We start from the raw sequence: 18,040 nt of genomic DNA on the forward strand, positions 1-18,040 counted from the left end.
AGAGGATGAGTGCGGACGTGGCCCGTCGAATCGCGCTGGGAGCCCAGGGCTTCACCGACCTGAGGCCGTCCGCGGCCACCCGAAGGCACCTGCAACGCGTGCTGTCCCGCGTGCAGTTGCTGCAGATCGACTCGGTGAACGTGGCCGTGCGCGCGCACTACATGCCGCTGTTCTCCCGCCTGGGCTCGTACTCGGCCACCCTGCTGGACGAGGCGGCCTGGACGCACTCCCCGCGCAAGCCCCGCATGCTCGTCGAGACGTGGGCGCACGAGGCGTCCCTGGTGCCCGTCGGCGACTGGCCGCTGTTCCACTCGGGCGCGAAGAAGCGCGGCTGGTGGCAGAACTACCAGACGATCCTCGAACGCTCCCCGCAACTGGTGGACGACGTGCTGGCCGCCGTCAAGGAACTGGGCCCGATCGGCGCCGGAGCCCTGGAGAAGGCCCTCATGGGCGACAGGGGCCGCGCGAAGGGCCCGTGGTGGGACTGGTCGGAGGTCAAGCGCATCTGCGAGGTGCTCTTCGGCGTCGGCGTCCTGACCACGGGCACCCGCCGCTCGTTCGAACGCCTCTACGACCTGACCGAGCGCGTCATCCCGGCCGACGTCCTGGCCCAGCAGTGGACCCCCGACACAGGCGCCCGCGAGCTGGTCCTGCGCTCCGCCGTGGCCCTGGGCGTGGCGACCGAACCCGACCTGCGCGACTACTACCGCCTCGATCCCCGCCGCTCGCAGGCCGCCGTCGCCTCCCTGGTCGAGGACGGCGTGCTCGAACCGGTGGCGGTCGAGGGCTGGAAGGCCGTCGGCTACCGCCACGTCGACGCCCGCGCCCCGCGCCGGGTCATCGGGCGCGCGTTGCTGTGCCCGTTCGATCCGCTGATCTGGGAGCGGGCGCGGACCGAGCGCATCTTCGGCTTCCGGTACCGCATCGAGATCTACGTTCCGGAGCCCCGGCGGGTGCACGGGTACTACGTGTTCCCGTTCCTGCTGGACGGGGAGTTGGTGGCCCGCGTGGACATCAAGGCCGACCGTGCGGCCGGGGTGCTGCGGGTGCAGTCGGCGTGGGCCGAGGCTGGGGTGGAGCGGGGTCGCGTGGCTTCGGAGCTAGCCGCGGAGTTGCGGCACATGGCCGACTGGCTGGGGCTGGAGGACGTGCTGGTGGTGCAGAAGGGGGATCTGGCGGCGGAGCTGATCGCGGCCGTGATCAACGGCTGAGCGGAGCAGCGGTTGGCACGCAAGGAAAACAGGCACGGGCGTGGCGGCTCGTCCTGCTGATCGCGGTGATCTTCGTGTCAGGATTAGGCGCGCTGTAGCTGGTGCCGATGGGCCTGTCGTTCGGGTGGCACTCGTGAAGCCTGTCACCCGCTGAGCGCTCGGACATGAACCTTCCGCGAGCGACGGAAGCAGAAACCCCAGGTCGGCGACCTGGGGTTTCGATCAGGCGTGCAGCTCGATCGCCTTGCGCATCGTCTCGCGCGCCCGCCCGCGGTCCCCCGCGACGTCGTACGCGTAGGCCAGCCGGAACCACGCCCGCCAGTCCTCGGGCGAGGCTTCGACCTCGGCCCGCCGCTCCTCGAACCACGAGTCCGCGGCGTCCCGGTCCACCCGGCCGGACGGCCGGCGCGGCAGGTGCGAGACGTCCGGCAGCAGCCCGTCCGCGTCCAGCTCGCGGGCCATCTTCTCGGTCTCCCAGCCGAAACGCAGGTTGGAGTACACGAGCCAGACCCCGAGCAACGGCAGGATCAGCACGCCGACGCCCAGCAGCACACCCACGACCTCGCCGGTCTGCAGCAACGCCACAGCCCGGCCGGCCAGCAGGACGAAGTAGACCGCGAGAGCCGCGATCAGCACTCCGACGGTGATGCGGACCTTCACAGGTCGAGGTACTTGTCGAGGCCGACGGCCAGGCCGGGGCGCGACACGATCTCCCGCACACCCAGCACGACGCCGGGCATGAAGGACGTGCGGTGCAACGAGTCCTGACGGATCGTCAGCGTCTCGCTCTCGCCACCGAACACGACCTCCTGGTGCGCGATCATCCCGGAGATCCGCAGCGAGTGAACGCGCACGCCGTCGACGACAGCACCGCGCGCGCCCGGCTCCTCCTGCGTGGTCGCGTCGGGCATCGGGTCCATGCCCTCCCGCGCCGCCGCGATCAGCCGAGCCGTGTGCGCCGCCGTGCCCGAAGGCGCGTCGGCCTTGCGCGGGTGGTGCAGCTCGATGATCTCCGCCGACTCGTAGTAGCGGGCGGCGATCTCCGAGAAACGCATCAGCAGCACGGCACCGATGCCGAAGTTCGGCGCGACGAGCACGCCGACGTCGGAGCGGTCCGCGAGCAGTGCCGCGACGTCGTCCAGCTTCGGCTGGTCGAACCCGGAAGTGCCTACGACGCAATGAATCCCGGCAGCAATGCAGAACTCCAGGTTCCCCATCACGACGTCGGGGTGCGTGAAGTCGACGACGACCTGGACGCCGGCGTCGACGAGCGTGGACAACGGGTCGTCGGCGTCGATGGCCGCCACGACCTCCATGTCCTTGGCGGCCTCGACCGCGCGCACCACCTCGGAACCCATGCGGCCCCGCGCGCCGAGAACTCCGACGCGAATCATGCAATCACCTCGTGTACCTGGTCCGGCAGATCGTCGGCGTGATCGTAAGGGCCCACCACCGCCGCGGCGACGGGCCTGCGCAGCAGCTCACGTGCGAGGAGCGCCACTTCGTCGGCGGAGACGGCGTCGATGCGCGCCAGCGTCGCCTCCACGCTCAGGTGGTCGCCGTAGTTCAGTTCGGACTTGCCGATGCGCGACATCCGGGAGCTGGTGTCCTCCAGCCCCAGCACGAGGGCGCCACGCAGCTGGCCCTTGCCGCGCGCCACTTCCGCGTCCGACAGGCCGTCGCGGGCGACGTCCACGAGCACCTCGCGGATGACTCCGGCGGTCTCGCCGAGGCGGTCCGGCTGGCAGCCCGCGTAGACGGCGAACGTGCCGGTGTCCGCGTACAGGCCGACGGACGAGTACACCTGGTACGCCAGGCCTCGCCGTTCGCGCACTTCCTGGAACAGCCGGGAGCTCATGCCGCCGCCGATGGCCGCGTTCAGCACGTTCAACGCGAAGCGCCGCTCGTCGTGGCGGTCGAGACCGCGCATGCCGAGCATCAGGTGCGCCTGCTCGGTGTCGTCGGTGTGCAGCACCAGCTTGCGGGCGTCGGCGATGCGCGCGCGGCCGGCGCGGGGCACGACCGCGCTGCCCTCCCGCGACAGCCGGTCGCCGATGGCCTTGCGCACCAGGCGCATCACGTGCGCGTGCTCGATGTTGCCCGCGACGGCGAACACCATGCGCGGCAACGTGTAGCGCTTCTTGTAGAACGAGTAGAGGTTGTCCCTCTCCATGTCCTGAATGGACTTCTCGGTGCCCAGAACCGGACGCCCCAACGCATGCCCGCCGAACAACGCCTCGGTGAACGCGTCGTGCAGCAGGTCCTCGGGGTCGTCGTCGCGCATCGCGATCTCCTCGAGCACGACACCGCGTTCGGTCTCGAAGTCACGCGGACCGCAGACGGCCTCGAACACCACGTCCGCCACGAGGTCCACCGCGAGCGGCAGGTCCTCGTCCAGGACGTGCGCGTAGTAGCAGGTGTGCTCCTTCGCGGTGAACGCGTTCAGCTCGCCGCCGACCGCGTCGATCTCCTCCGCGATGGCCGCCGCCGTGCGCCGCGACGTTCCCTTGAACAGCAGGTGTTCCAGGTAGTGCGCGGCACCCGCGACCTCGGGCCGTTCGTCACGGGACCCGACCTGCACCCACAGCCCGACCGAGGCGGACCGCACGCCCGGGATGCGCTCGGTGATGACCCGCAGACCCGAGGGCAGCATGCTGCGCCGCACCTCGGACCCCGCGGACATCTCCAGCACGCGCGTGCTGCCGGGCTTCTGGAGGTGCCCCAACGTGGTGGTACGCGGACGGCCGCGGGTGGATGCACCCGCGGCCGTCACGTTGTTGTCAGTCGCACTCACTGCGCGGGAGCCGCCTCAGCAGCAGCGTCCTCGGCGACGGGAGCCTCAGCCGGCTTCGCCGCGTCTTCTTCGGACACGACGATCAGGCTGATCTTGCCGCGCTGGTCGATGTCGGCGATCTCGACGCGGAGCTTGTCCCCGACCGAGACGACGTCCTCGACCTTCGCGATGCGCTTGCCGTTGCCCAGCTTCGAGATGTGGACGAGGCCGTCCTTGCCGGGCAGCAGCGAGACGAACGCGCCGAACGCGGCCGTCTTCACCACGGTGCCCAGGAAGCGCTCGCCGACCTTCGGCAGCTGCGGGTTCGCGATCGCGTTGATCATGCCGATCGCGGCCTCGGCCGAGGGGCCGTCCGCCGCACCGACGTAGATCGTGCCGTCGTCCTCGATGGAGATGTCGGCACCGGTCTGCTCGGTGATCGAGTTGATCATCTTGCCCTTCGGGCCGATGACCTCGCCGATCTTGTCGGTCGGGATCTTGACCGACGTCACGCGCGGAGCGAAGGCGCTCATCTCGTCCGGGTCGGAGATGGCCTCGGCCATGACCTCGAGGATCGTGTAGCGCGCGTCGCGGGCCTGGCCCAGCGCCGCCGCCAGCACCTCGGACGGGATGCCGTCGAGCTTCGTGTCGAGCTGCAGCGCCGTCACGAACTCCTTGGTGCCCGCGACCTTGAAGTCCATGTCGCCGAACGCGTCCTCGGCACCGAGGATGTCGGTCAGCGCCACGTAGCGGGTCTCACCGTCGACCTCGTCGGAGACGAGACCCATCGCGATGCCGGAAACCGGCGCCTTCAGCGGGACACCCGCGTTGAGCAGCGACAGGGTCGACGCGCAGACGGAGCCCATGGACGTCGAGCCGTTGGAGCTCAGCGCCTCGGACACCTGGCGGATCGCGTAGGGGAACTCCTCGCGCTTGGGCAGCACGGGCATGATCGCCCGCTCGGCCAGCGCGCCGTGGCCGATCTCGCGGCGCTTCGGCGAGCCCACGCGGCCGGTCTCACCGGTCGAGTAGGGCGGGAAGTTGTAGTGGTGCAGGTAGCGCTTGTGCGTCTCGGGCGCGAGCGAGTCGATCTGCTGTTCCATGCGCAGCATGTTCAGCGTGGTGACACCCAGGATCTGGGTCTCGCCGCGCTCGAACAGCGCCGAACCGTGCGTCCTCGGGATCACGGCCACCTCGGCGCCGAGGTCACGGATGTCCGTGAGACCGCGGCCGTCGATGCGGACCTTGTCGCGCAGGATGCGCTGGCGCACGAGCTTCTTGGTCAGCGAGCGGAACGCGGCGCCGACCTCCTTCTCGCGACCCTCGAACTGCTCGGCCAGCTTCTCGAGCGTGGCGGCCTTGACCTCGTCGAGCTTGGACTCGCGCTCGGCCTTGCCCGCGATGGTCAGCGCCTGCGCGAGCTCACCCGCGGCGGACGCCTCGACGGCCTCGAACGCGTCGGCCTGGTAGGCCGGGTACGTCGGGTACTCGCCGGTGGCCTTCGCGGCGACCTGGGCGAGCTGCGCCTGGGCCTCGCAGAGGACCTTGATGAACGGCTTGGCGGCCTCGAGGCCCGCGGCCACGACCTCTTCGGTCGGGGCGGTGGCACCCTCGGCGATCATGTCGATCACGTTGTCGGTGGCCTCGGCCTCGACCATCATGATCGCGACGTCGCCGGAGTCGACCACGCGGCCCGCGACGACCATGTCGAACACGGCCTTCTCGAGCTGCTCGTAGGTCGGGAACGCTACCCACTGGCCCTCGATCAGAGCGACGCGGACGCCACCGATCGGGCCGGAGAACGGCAGACCCGCGAGCTGCGTCGACGCGGACGCGGCGTTGATCGCCACGACGTCGTACAGGTCCTTCGGGTTGAGGCTCATCACCGTGATGACGACCTGGATCTCGTTGCGCAGACCGTCCACGAAGGACGGGCGCAGCGGACGGTCGATCAGGCGGCAGGTGAGGATGGCGTCCGTGCTCGGACGGCCCTCACGCCGGAAGAACGAGCCGGGGATGCGGCCCGCGGCGTACATGCGCTCCTCGACGTCCACCGTGAGGGGGAAGAAGTCGAAGTGCTCCTTGGGGTGCTTCGACGCCGTCGTGGCGCTCAGAAGCATGGTCTCGTCGTCCAGGTACGCCACCACGCTGCCGGCGGCCTGACGCGCGAGGCGCCCGGTCTCGAAGCGGATGGAGCGCGAGCCGAACTTGCCGTTGTCGATAACGGCAGTCGCCTCGTGGACCTCGATGTCCGTCATTTACTTGTTACTCCTCGTCTTTTGGACACCGCTCACGCGTTCTGACGAGGCCGGTCTTCGATCGAAGTCCCCTGGGGCACTGCCAGCATTCACTTGGCAACCAGGAGGCCACTACCGAGGACCGGCGCGGAAACTGCTTCGCGCGACGCGGGTCCTGTTTTTCTTCCTCTTTGCAACCAGGGATCTGTATACACCTGGTTGTGCGCCGAGGGGGAGTGACCGGCCGGTCACTCCCCCTCGGCAGAAATCACCTGCGCAGACCGAGGCGCTGGATCAGCGCGCGGTAGCGGTTGATGTCCACCTTGGTCAGGTAGTTCAGCAGACGGCGGCGACGGCCGACCATCAGCAGGAGACCACGGCGGGAGTGGTGGTCGTGCTTGTGCTGCTTGAGGTGCTCGGTGAGGTCGGCGATGCGCTTGCTCAGCAGAGCGACCTGCGCCTCGGTCGAGCCCGTGTCCGAGTCGTGCAGACCGTACTCACCGAGGATGGACTTCTTCTGATCCGTGGACAGTGCCACTAGGTACTTCTCCTACTTGTTCAGGTCCGTGCGGCCCCACGCCCGCCGAATTGCTGGCCGGGGGTAGCCGGTACTGGCCGCCACGGACCGCAGCCAGACCCAACTGCGAAGGCTATCAGGCACTGTGCTCAGCGGCGCGCTGACGTGCGCAACCCCACCCGATCCACGGGCGGCGGAAGTCGTCGGCGCTGCTCACGAGCCACCGTGAGGTGCGTGTCCCATTGTGGTGCGCACCCGTCGACCGTGCCAACCGATTTAACCGGAGGTGAATTCCCGGTCGCGGAAATTCACCTGCTGGCGGCCCGGATGGCCCGGCGGAACAGCTCCGCGATCGCCGGGAAGTCCTCGTGCAGCAGGTCGGCGGCCTGCTGCAGTTCGACGCGGTCCGCGACCCTGCGCAGCACCGGGTACGCGACGCTCTCGTCGCCGTTGACCGGCAGCGAGTCGCGGGACACCGTCGGCTTGGACTCGCGCACGTCGTCGAGCGCGCGTTGCAACGCCTCCGGCGCCCCGGTCGCCACGTCCGGCGTGAGGATCTTGCGTTCCAGCATGATCATGCGGGCGAGCACGGACGGGTTGCCGATCTTGGCGCGGCGGCCGCTCATCACCTGGCTGAGCATCGGCGCGCTGATCCCGAGCACGTCCGCGAGCTGCGCCTGGGACACGTTGAAGGCCACGACCAACCGGCGCACCCGGTCACCCAGAGGCTCCCCGTACCACTCCCGTTGCAGGGCGAGGTTGCGCTGAACGATCTTGTGGTCCTCCACCTTGGCCTCTCCGATAGCCCACACCCTGAACCCGCATCCTGCCAGCACAGCTGCTGTCAGATGCCCACTTCGACCTATCTGACGGTCACGACTCGGTCAGCAGTTCCCTCGTTCGGTCTACATCTCGATGCATTTGTTCGAGCAGGGCCTCGACGGAGTCGTACTTCTCCATCTCGCGCAGCCGCTCGACGAAGTCCACGGCGACGCGCTGCCCGTAGTAGTCCTCGTCGACGTCGAGCACGAACGCCTCGACGCGGCGCTCCCGGCCGGAGAACGTCGGGTTGGTCCCCACGCTGACCGCGGCCTTGAGCGTCTTGCCCTTGGCGTCGGTGAACCAGCAGGCGTAGATGCCGTCGGCCGGCACCGCGGCGAACTTGGGCGTGGACAGGTTCGCGGTCGGGAACCCGAGGTCCTTGCCGCGCCCGTCGCCCTTGACGACGATCCCCTCGAGCCGGTGCGGCTTGCCCAGCGCCTCGGCCGCCGCCCGCACGTCCCCCGCGTCGATGCACGCGCGGACGTAGGTCGACGAGAACGTCACTTCCTCGGCGGACACCAGATCAGCCCCCTCTGTCACGAATCCGAACCGCTGCCCCAGCTGGCGCAGCATCGCGACGTTACCGGCCGCCTTGAACCCGAAGCTGAAGTTCTCACCCACTACGACAGCAGCGGCGTGCAGCTTCTCGACCAGCACCTCGTGGACGAACTGGTCCGCGGGCATCCGGCTGGTCTCGAGGGTGAACGGCACCACCACGAAGTGGTCGATGCCGAGCGCCTCGACCAGCTCGGCACGCCGCCGCAACGTGGTGAGCTGCGCGGGGTGGCTGCCGGGCCGCACGACCTCGGACGGGTGGGGGTCGAAGGTCATCAGCACGCTCGGCAGACCGCGCTGCTCAGCGAGTTCGACGGCACGCCCGATGAGGGCCTGGTGGCCTTTGTGGACACCGTCGAACACACCGATGGTCACCACGCAGCGGCCCCAGCCGCCGGGGAGGTGGTCAAGTCCGCGCCAGCGTTGCACGGTGATCAGCCTACGACGGCGGCCGGGGCTGCTGCTCGCCTGCCTCGAAGCTGTGCGAGCAACCCCTAGTCGATCTTGAAGTTCACGAAGTAGTCGAGGTCGTCGCGGACCTCGTGACCCGCCAGCCTCGCGAACGCTCCCAGCCTCTCCCCCTCGACCGGATAACCACCGATCCTGAGGTCACGGTCCTTGACCACGGAGAGCAAACGCGCCACTTCGGCGTCCTTGGTCCCCGTCAGCTTCTGGTTCAACACGATGAACTCGTCCTGCTTGGAAAAGCCCTCCAGGTACCAGGACATCACGGTTCCACCGTTCGTTCGTTGTCCGCTGGCTTGAGCTGTCTTCCGTCGTTGGGGTCGAACTCGCCTTGGTGCTTGCCCTTCTTGTTGTACTTCTCCACAGTGCCGTTCTCGTAGTCCCACTCGTAGATGTTGCCGTCGTCGTCCTTCCAGCGTTCCCGCAGCTTGCCGCCGCCCTTGACGGTCGTCTTCTTCTTGGAGGGCTTGATGTCGGGGAAGGCGGGCAACTTCTTGTTCGGCGGCGGGTACTGCCGCTGACCTGCGCCGGGCCGGGGGTTCTTCTGCTTCTTGGCGAACCCGAACATGTCCGCGAGGCCGCTCAGGACCTCGTCCGGCACGAGTTTGCCGACTCCCTTGCCGAACATGCCGAACGGGAGAACGCCGACTCCGAGCATGACGCACGCGAAAGTGGACCCGCCTGAGCAGTCCTCCGCGTCACTCAGCGTCGTCAACCCGTAGAGGAACGAGCCCACCTCCCCGAAGCCGGCCCCCAAACAGCTCCAGACGTCGTCGCACACCCCCTCGTGCAGCGTCGTCCCGGGCGGGATCGAACCCTGCAACAGTTCGTGCGCGCACATCAGCGCGACGTCCGGCGGCAGGCTCGGGTCGACGCGGTAGCACTTCGAGAGCAGCTCCGCCTCCGGCGAGGTGTCCGAGTTGGCCGGCTCCTCGGTGAGCCGCAACGGCGACTGCAGCGACCCGGACACGTTCTGCACGATCGGGCCGTTCTGCTCGATCATCCCCGCGTACAGGGCGGCGTACGAGGAGTTCACGTCGCCCACCGGGTTCGCGTAGTCGCCGGCCAGGTGCGACTTGATCTGCGGCGCCGAGGACACCGGCGGGGTGCGGTCGCCACCGAACGACGGCTGCGTCAGGGCCTCCGGCACCGGCAACGGGTTGCGGCGGCCGTAGTCCTGAGCCTGCTGCCGGGCGTTGATGGACGGGTCGGCCTGTTGCTGGTTCCGCTGCTGGTTGCTGTTCTTGTTGTTGTTCTTGTTCCTGTTGTTGCCCGGGTCCTTGCCATTGCCCGGGTCGCCGCCACCGCCTGGCTCGTCGCCGCTTCCCGTGCCGGAGCCGATGTTGCCATCGCCGAACCACCCCGCGCAGATCCAGAAGTAGACAAGGCAGAACCCACCGCCGCCGTCGTCGTCGCCGCACGGATTGCCGCCGGCGAAGGCGTGGCAGGGGTTGTGGCCGGTCGGGTCGACGTAGTTCACCGGCGAGCCGAGGCCGTAGGCGTAGCGGTTGGCCATGCCGGACGGCGACGGGGAGAGCGTCCACGAGTCACGCGACTGGAACCCGCCGCTGCCCGGGTTGTACCAGCGTGCGGCCATGTTGACCGAGCCTGTCGCCTGGTCGGTCCACTCGCCCTGGAAGCCGACCGAACGCTTCGCACCCGAGGTGACGACACCGAACGGGTCGTAGGCGGTGGAGTCCGCCAGCGACGTCATGGCACCGGCCGGGTCGAGGCTGCCGACGACGTCTCCGTGGTTGTCGGACACGGCGAGCTTCTTGTCGCTGCCCTGACCGACGGCCAGCAGCGCGCCGGCGGCGTCGCGACCGTAGACGGAGGTGCCGTCCGACACGACCGCACCGGACATGCCGTTGTACTGGAACGACTTGTCGTTGCGCTTGGCCACGCGGTCGAGCGAGTCGTAGGAGTACGTCTGCGAACCCTGACGCACCATGCGGTCGAAGGCGTCGAACGCGGCTGTGGTCCCGGCACGCGACGTCACACCGCCACGCGCGTTGTGGGAGACGACGGCCCCGTTCTCCGTGCGGAGGCGGTTGCGTTCGTCGTAGGTGGATTGTGCGTCGCCGACACGCGTGCGGTTGCCCGCCGCGTCCCAGCCGTACGCGACCGTGCCGGCCGGCGAGGTCCACGACTTCAGACGGCCTGAGTGGTCGTAGTCGTACGTCTGCTGTCCGGCGGAGGCCGTACCGGTCGACGTCTTGGTCGCCACCCTGCTCGCGCGGTCGTAGGTGTAGGCGATCGAGGCGGCTCCGGCGACCGTGTCCTTCGACAGTCGGGCTCCGTCGTCGTACTCGAAGGTCCGCGTGCGGCCGTTGCCCATGTTCAGCGACTTCAGCAGGCCGGCGGTGTCGTAGCCGAAGGTCTGCGTCAGACCGGTCACGCCGTCCTGCACGGACTGGGTGCGTCCGCTCAGGTAGGTGTACCGGGAGGTGCCGGACGCGTCGGTGCGGCTGGTCAGGTTGCCGTCGTCGTCGTACTCGCGGGACCCGGTGCCACCCGGCCCGGAGGACGTCAGCGGCAGACCGCGGTCGTTGTAGGTGAACGTGTCCGTGCCGTCCACGCCGGACGAGGCGACCAGGCGTCCCAGCACGTCGTAGTCGTAGCCGCGGTCGGCGGTGGCGGCCTCCGCGCCCGAGCCGGTCTCCTTCTTCAGACGGCCCATCGCGTCGAACGTGCGGGTGCGGACGACGCCACCCGGCGCCCGTTCCGCCACTGGGTCACCGGCCGCGTTGTAGGACGTGGTCCACGTGCGGTCGGCCAGAGCGGGGTGTTCGGCGGTGGAGGCCTCGATCGTGGACTCCGGCAGGCCGAACGTGTTGTAGGTGTAGGCGGTGCGGTTGCCGCGGCCGTCGACGAGCCGCGTGCGGTTGCCCGCCGAGTCGTAGCCGAAGGACGTGGTGATGGACTCGGTGTCGGAGACCGGCTCCACCTGGCCGGTCGTGCGGTTCAGCGCGTCGTGGGAGTAGGTGCTCTTGCGGCCCAGCGGGTCGGTGGCGGTGGTGAGGTTGCCGGCGGCGTCGTGGACGAACGTCGAACGGCTGACCAGCGCGCCGGTCACGCCCAGCTGACGGATCGACTCGACCCGGCCCGCCTGGTCGTACCCGGTGAACGTGGCGCGGCCCGCGCCGTCGGCCACCTTGATCCGGCGGCCGGCGAGGTCGTAACCGAGGGAGCTCACGACACCGGCCGCGTCGGTGCTGCGGACGAGCGAGCCGACCACGTCGTACTCGAGCTTCGACTCGTTGCCGAGCGGGGACCTGACCTTCTCCAGCCGGTTGGCGGCGTTGTAGGAGTACGTGGTCGTCAGGGTCTTCGCGGGCGAGCGTTCCAGCACGGTGCTCGTGGCGAGACGGCCGAACACGTCGTAGGTCGACTCGGTCCGCGCGTTGTTCTCGTCCACGGTGGACAGCAGTTCGCCCGCCCTGGTGAAGGTCCGCGCGACACTGCCCGCCGGGTCGGTGGTCTTCACCACGCGGCCCAGCTGGTCGTACTCGAACGTCGTCGAGCCACCCCGCGAGTCCACGGCTTCGAGCACGTTGCTCATGGCGTCGTAGCGCGCGGTCGAGAAGCCCTCGATCGACTGCGACGCGCCGGGTGGCGTGTAGGAGGGCTGGTAGGACTTGACCGTCCGGCCGAGTCTGTCCACTTCGGACCGATGCACGACACCGTTGGCGTCCTGCGCCTGCTGCGACTCGCCGAAGGCGTTGTAGCCGACCCTCGTCACGGGCCGGACGTTCGCGGGGCTGTTCTCGGCGGTCACGACGGAGACGGTGGGCGAGGTCGTGCTGACCAGGCGGCCCGCAGCGTCGTAGGCCAGGTCGGTCGTGAACGCGGCGGCGTTCGCGCCCTGCTCGTTGCCGCGCGGTGGCACCACCTTGCGCACGAGGCCGCGCTGGTCGTACTCCCACGTGGTGCGCAGCTTGCCCGTTCCCAGGCTCACCTGCTCCGACGTGCGCCGCCCGAAGGCGTCGTAGCCGTAGTCGACGATCTCCGCCGTCCCGGTCTGCAACTCCCCCGCGTTGGAGGAGTTGCCGCTGCGGACGACCTGGGTGATGCTGCCGTTCAGGTCGTAGGCGAAGGCGGTGCGCCTGTTCAGACCGGTGGGGTCGTCGGTGCTGGTGAGCGTGCGGCCGACGGCGTCGTAGGTGTACTTGGTGACGAGGTTGCCCGGCGCACGGCGTTCGACGAGGTTGCCGGCGCCGTCGTAGAAGTTCGTCTCCAGGTCGAGTTTCGGCGGCGCGCCGGTCCCCGTGTGCACGCCCAGCAACTTGCGCGACTGGATCAGGTCGTCGCCGTAGTACTCGCGCACCTCGGTGCGGTTCATGGCGTCCGTGCTGCGGATGAGCCGGCCTGCACGGTCGTAGCTGTTGCGCTGCACCACGAGGTAGCCGTTCGGCAGTGCCGGCGCGCCCTCCGGGTCACCGTTCCAGCCGCGCAGACGCACCTCGGAGACGGCATTGCGGGCCGTGTAGGCGAACTCGGTGCGAACACCGTTGCCGTTGACGACGAACGCGGTGTTGCCGAAGGAGTCGTACCCCAGCGAGGTCTCGCCGCCCTCGGCGTCCACCACCCGTTCCGGACGACCGCGCGTGTCGTGGTGCGTGAACGTCTCGCGGGTCGGGTCACCACCGGTGAGGTCGGCACGTGACACCTGCGTCCGGTTGCCGTCGGCGTCGAACACGACGGACGTCTGCACGGTGTGGGTCTTGCCGGTGATCACGTTCGAGACACCGGGAGACGTGACGCGCACGACCCGCGACAGTTCGTCGTACTGGTAGGTCGTCTGCAGCCCGTTCGGATAGGCGTCCGAGATGCTCTTGCTCGTGATCCGGCGGCCCAGACCGTCGTAGGTCGAGAGCTGCCGCAGACCGGCAGGCGAACGGACCTCGGCCACGTCACCGTTGCGGTAGTACAGGTACGTCGTGGTGGCGCCCTTCGGGTCGCGGCTCGTCTTCACCAGACCGGAGGGCTCGTTGCCACCGCCGACGGCCGCGGAGTTGCCGTCGGTGTAGGTGTGTTTGACGGACGCGCTGTCCGCCGTCACCTGCTCCAGCAGCCGGCCCTTCTGGTCGTACGAGTACTTCGTCAGATAGGTGTTGTCGGTGGCGTTGGCCGACCGACCATCACGGTGCTCGAGAACCTTGTCGTTGCGCGGGTCGGTCAGGTCGGACGTGTTGAGGTAGTAGGTGTAGTAGGCGAACTGGCAGTCGCTGTCGCGGCGGCACGTCTTGCGGGACTTCACGTTGCCGCGGTCGTCGTGCGCCAGGACGACCTGGTTGCCGACCTCGTCGGTGATCGTCGTCTGGAACCCGGCCTCGTCGTAGGTGAAGTTGCGCACGCCCTGGAACTCGACGTTCACGAAGCCGCCGCCGCCGGATACCGGGACATCGCAGAAACTTCCGTCGGGCTGCGGCGCGCAGGAGGGGTCGCCGGGTGCGGGTGCGGGAGTTCCCGGTGGACGGTCCTCCCTGCGGGTGTCCATGCCCAGCGGCGAGAGGTAACGCAGGATGCGGCCGCGCAACGGGTCGAAGTCGTAGAAGTGGTGGCGGTCGCCGGGATCGGTGACCCTGACCGTGCGCACCGGGTTCTGCTCGTTGCCGGTGAACGCGGGCGCGCCGAAGCGCCACGAGCCGCCGTTGCGGTCGATCTGCTCGCTGACCCGGTCCCGGACCGTGTCGTAGCGGACCTCGCTCGCGACCCTGCCGCTCGGCAGGGTCACCCCGGTGATCTGGGCACTCGGCATCTTCGCCGCCTGCACGTGGGCCTTGACCTCGTTGAGTCCCAACGGGTGCGCGTAGACCGCGGCCTCGTCGATCTCGCCCTGGAAGAACCACCTGGGCGTTCCCCACGCGGGGCCGGAGCTGTTGCCGGCGCCGAGCTGGCCGTGTTTCAGCGTCGCCGTCTGCACGTCGCCGGCGATGTCACCGATCCTGACGCCGTCGACGAAGAGGACCTGCGAGTTGACGTCCGCGCTGAGCACGACGTGGTGCCAGTTGCCGTCGTTGACCGCGCCCGGCGTCGTGATCGGTTCGGGCTGGGTGGCGGCGGTGGTGGCGAACCTGGCGCGCAACTTGCCGTCCGTGCCCACGTACATGCCGTTGAACCCGGCGTTCTCGGTGAACGGCTTGTCCTGGAAGGCCGCCAGCGGACCGGACTTCGTGGTCTTGAACCACAGTTCGACCGCCAGGCTGCGGTTCTTGCGGATGGCGTTGTCCGGCAAGGTGATCCGCGACTTCGTGCCGTCGAAGGACACCGCGCTGTCCGGTGAGCCCTGGGCCACGCCGGTCGCGCCGCGGGTGACGTCGACGTAGGTGGCCGCGTCGGCGCCCAGGTTGAGGCCGATCTGGCTGTGCGCCTTGGCCGAGCCGTCGGTCTCGCCCAGCGTCCAGTAGGACTCGGGCCTGGTGTCGAGGACCGTGCTGCGGTAGTGCGAACCCCAGCCGTAGGAGTAGCCGGTGCAGTTGCCCTTCGGGTCGCACACCTTCTCCAGCCTGCGCCCGCGGTCGGCCAGGTCGGTGGAGCCGGAGTAGGTGTAGGACCACTTCAGGTCGGTGCCGTCGACGGTCGCCTTGACCTCGGTGACGACGTCGCCGGTCCAGGTGAAGGACAGGGTGCGGCCGGACGCGGGGCTGCCCGCCGTCCTGAGCTTGCCGGTGACGCCGTCGTAGGTGAACTCGATCGTGCGGCCGGTGTTGTCGCCGATCTTCGACAACCTGCCGTCGGGGCGGAAGAAGTACCCGGTCGAGTTCTTGTCGACGAGGGTCCAGCCGCTCTCGTTGCGGAAGAACGTGGCGTAGCGGCCGGGCGGGGACGAGAACGTGCCGGCACCGTTGTGGCCGAAGCGGACCTGCTGGCCGTCGGGGTAGGTGACCACGGCGTTGCCGGAGCCGTCGGTGTCCTCGACGACGCTCATGTCGAACTGGGTGCTCCAGCCCGCGCCGAACGTCAGGTTCCGGCGGGGGTCGAGGCTGTTGTAGGTGCGGGCGACGCCGAGCGAGGGCCCGACACCGCCGACCGACAGATCGAGCGCACTGGTGCGGTAGTTGCCGACCTGCGCGTCCACCTCACCGGTGCTGCCGCTGTAGGGCGCGTTGCCGAGGTGCGAGGTGATCTCCGGCTGCGGCACGGCGGTGAGCAGGGTGCTGCCCTGCACCGGCTGGCTCTCCGCACCACCGGCGTCCTTGACGAACGCGTTCCACAGGTAGGTCTTGCTCCACTTCAACGCGCCTGCCGGCACCGTCCACGACTGGTTCGCGCTGTAGCCGGAGTCGGTGCAGGACTGGGCGTTGTCCTTGTCGCAGACCTTGAACCGGTACTGCAGGCCGGCGCCACCGTTGTCGATGTCGACGCCGTTGGCCCACAACGTCGGGCGCAGGGTCGGCGCCGAGTACCCGTTGGGCGGGTACTGCTCCTGCAACGCGGGCGGCACGTTCTGCATCTCGAGCCCCAGCACCGCTGGCGGGATCTGCTCGTCGACGAAGTACGCGTGTCCCTTGCGGTGCATGGAGAACTCGAACGTGTACTCACCCCAGTCGGCGGGTGGGAGGATCTTCGCCTCCAGCGAGACGGTCTGCCCGCGGCCGACATCACCAGACAGCACGGCGGAGTCGTTGACCTGCACCATGGGCGCGCCGCTGGCGGCGAACTGCCGATACGACAGCACGTACTCGCCGGGCGTCCACGTGGTGGCGCCCTTGTTCGTCACGCTGATGCCGATCGTGCCGGGAGCGCCGCCCTTGAGCAGCGCGGGCTTCGGCACCGGGCGGTCGAAGCGGTACTCGGCGTCGTACGGCGTGTGCGTGATCGACAACTTGGGCTTGTTCGCCGTCGCGTGCCCGTAGAACTTCTTCCAGCCGTAGACGTCGGTCTCGGAGGCCCGGACGGTGAGGCCGAAGTTGGCCTGCGCGCCCGTGACCCAGCGTTGCACCAGGTCGCGGCCGGCCGCGCCGAGGTCGATCGCCGCGGTCGACTGCGGGCAGTTGGACCGCGAGCTGCCCGGCGCGATGTGGCCGTAGGCGAACGACGAGCTCGCGAGCTCACCGCCGAAGGACGGGCCGGGGTAGGAGTACCTGGAGGCGAACCCGTCCCAGCCCTGCGTGACCGGGTGCACCGACACCGGCCGCGCCCCGCACGAGTACGACCACTCGTTGGTGATGCCGAGGGTGGCACCGAAGATCTTGTGGTTGCGCAGGTCGTTCTCGACGCCGGGGAACTGGAGGTAGGTCGCGGCGTTGATCCGCACGCCGTTGTCGACCACCGTGCCGGCCCTGAGCTGCGCGCCGTCCGAGTAGCTGGTGTTCGACGAGTTGCCGACGCGCTGCACGTACATGGTGTGGCCGGACTCCGGAGTGGTCACCGTCGGGTCGACCACGACCGGGTACTTGCGCGCCGGGTCCTTCAACCACGCGTCGTCGAGCGTCACGCGCAACGTCTGCCCGACCAGGTCGTACCGCACGCCCTGCGACTGCACACCACCGGCGGGGCCGTCGTGCGCGTCCACCATGAACCCCGCCGGCACGACGGCGACGACCTTGCCGTCCCTGCTCAGCTCCAGGTTGCCGTTGCTGATCCGCGGCGTGAGTCCCTTGAGGTGCAACGGGAAGTCGAACGTGCGCGGCGTGTCCGCCGAGTGCAGGACGATGGACTCCTTGACCGTGCCGGCGCTGACGTCGAACCTGAGGTCGACCCGCGGCTGGACGGCGGGATAGGTCACGGAGGAGCCGCTCACCCGACCGGCGGACGCGGCGGAACCTTGGAGGGAGAAGCCGAACTCGCGTTCGCCGTCGAGGGCGTAGCGGACGAGCGGCGCGGAGTTCGCCGTGGCGGCGAGCCGGATGTCGACGCTGTCCGAGGCGTTGCGCCAGCCGTTGCCCGCGGCGACCAGGTTCGAGTCGACGGGTGCCCAACTGCCGTCGGGCTTGCGGTGGTTGACCGGCTCCTGGCTGACCTCGGTGGTCTCGGTGCCGTCGGCGTTGGCGAACGTGCGGCTCGTCCCGGTGCGCCGGTCGGTCAGCTCCTTGCTGGTGGCGGCGTCGAAACCGCGGACGTCGGCACGCGGCTTCTCGACGACCTCGGCGGGGTTGTCCTTCGCCGACGGTCTGTCCTGGCCCTTGACGGGCTGGTACTTCGCCTTCAGCGACTGGGGATCTGCCTTGTTCGCGGCGGTTCCGCCGTCCGCGGCGGCCGCCTCGCCCCAGTGCTGGCCGGGTCCCGAAGCGGGTCCCATCGCGTTGATGGTGCGCTGCAACGCTTCCGGGAAGACCTCGGCGAGCGCCGGGCCGGCGACCGAGAGCACCATCACACCGGCGATGCCGACCAGGGCGGCACGTCGACCGCGCCGAAGTCCAGACCGTTTTTCAGGCACGCCAAAGAACCGTCGTTCAGCCACGTTGAAATCCCCCCAGAATTCCACCCAGTGCGCCCAGCCCGGCACCTGCCGGTG

General features: G+C 69.1%; 10 protein-coding genes. 1 reads left to right on the forward strand and 9 read right to left on the reverse strand.

All coding sequences use genetic code 11. The features are described from left to right. Positions 1-5: 5 nt before the first annotated feature. Positions 6-1,211, forward strand: a complete 1,206-nt coding sequence (locus PV646_RS02195) for a winged helix-turn-helix domain-containing protein (protein WP_500342232.1) — start codon at positions 6-8, stop codon at positions 1,209-1,211. A 222-nt stretch (positions 1,212-1,433) separates the two neighbouring features. Here the strand turns inward: PV646_RS02195 and PV646_RS02200 are convergent, their stop codons facing one another. From PV646_RS02200 to PV646_RS02240, 9 genes are all read right to left on the reverse strand, one after another. Next, positions 1,434-1,871 (reverse strand): hypothetical protein, encoded by a 438-nt coding sequence (locus PV646_RS02200; protein ID WP_500339761.1) that lies wholly within the window; start codon positions 1,869-1,871, stop codon positions 1,434-1,436. Beyond that, on the reverse strand, positions 1,868-2,605 hold the full coding sequence (gene dapB / locus PV646_RS02205) for a 4-hydroxy-tetrahydrodipicolinate reductase (protein ID WP_500339762.1): 738 nt from the start codon (positions 2,603-2,605) through the stop codon (positions 1,868-1,870). Before dapB ends, PV646_RS02200 begins: the two co-directional genes overlap by 4 nt. Then, a complete protein-coding gene (locus PV646_RS02210; protein WP_500339763.1) occupies positions 2,602-4,005 on the reverse strand; it encodes a M16 family metallopeptidase in 1,404 nt (467 codons plus the stop codon). Before PV646_RS02210 ends, dapB begins: the two co-directional genes overlap by 4 nt. Beyond that, complete coding sequence (locus PV646_RS02215; protein ID WP_500339764.1) at positions 4,002-6,242, reverse strand: polyribonucleotide nucleotidyltransferase; 2,241 nt, start codon at positions 6,240-6,242, stop codon at positions 4,002-4,004. The genes PV646_RS02210 and PV646_RS02215 overlap by 4 nt, the downstream gene beginning before the upstream one ends. A gap of 247 nt (positions 6,243-6,489) precedes the next feature. Further along, on the reverse strand, positions 6,490-6,759 hold the full coding sequence (rpsO, locus tag PV646_RS02220; RefSeq protein WP_045318466.1) for a 30S ribosomal protein S15: 270 nt from the start codon (positions 6,757-6,759) through the stop codon (positions 6,490-6,492). A gap of 287 nt (positions 6,760-7,046) precedes the next feature. Further along, a complete protein-coding gene (locus PV646_RS02225) occupies positions 7,047-7,550 on the reverse strand; it encodes a helix-turn-helix domain-containing protein (protein WP_500339765.1) in 504 nt (167 codons plus the stop codon). 61 nt (positions 7,551-7,611) lie between these two features. Then, positions 7,612-8,544, reverse strand: coding sequence for a bifunctional riboflavin kinase/FAD synthetase (locus PV646_RS02230; RefSeq protein WP_500339766.1), 933 nt, complete (start codon positions 8,542-8,544; stop codon positions 7,612-7,614). A gap of 65 nt (positions 8,545-8,609) precedes the next feature. Then, the gene (locus PV646_RS02235) at positions 8,610-8,843 is read right to left on the reverse strand and encodes a DUF7683 domain-containing protein (RefSeq protein WP_500339767.1); all 234 of its coding nucleotides are present in this window, start codon (positions 8,841-8,843) and stop codon (positions 8,610-8,612) included. After that, positions 8,843-17,962 (reverse strand): colicin E3/pyocin S6 family cytotoxin, encoded by a 9,120-nt coding sequence (locus PV646_RS02240; protein ID WP_500339768.1) that lies wholly within the window; start codon positions 17,960-17,962, stop codon positions 8,843-8,845. The genes PV646_RS02235 and PV646_RS02240 overlap by 1 nt, the downstream gene beginning before the upstream one ends. Between the last annotated feature and the right edge of the window lie 78 nt (positions 17,963-18,040).

The sequence above is a fragment of the Streptomyces sp. ID05-26A genome, assembly GCF_033794685.1.
GTDB lineage: Bacteria > Actinomycetota > Actinomycetes > Mycobacteriales > Pseudonocardiaceae > Lentzea.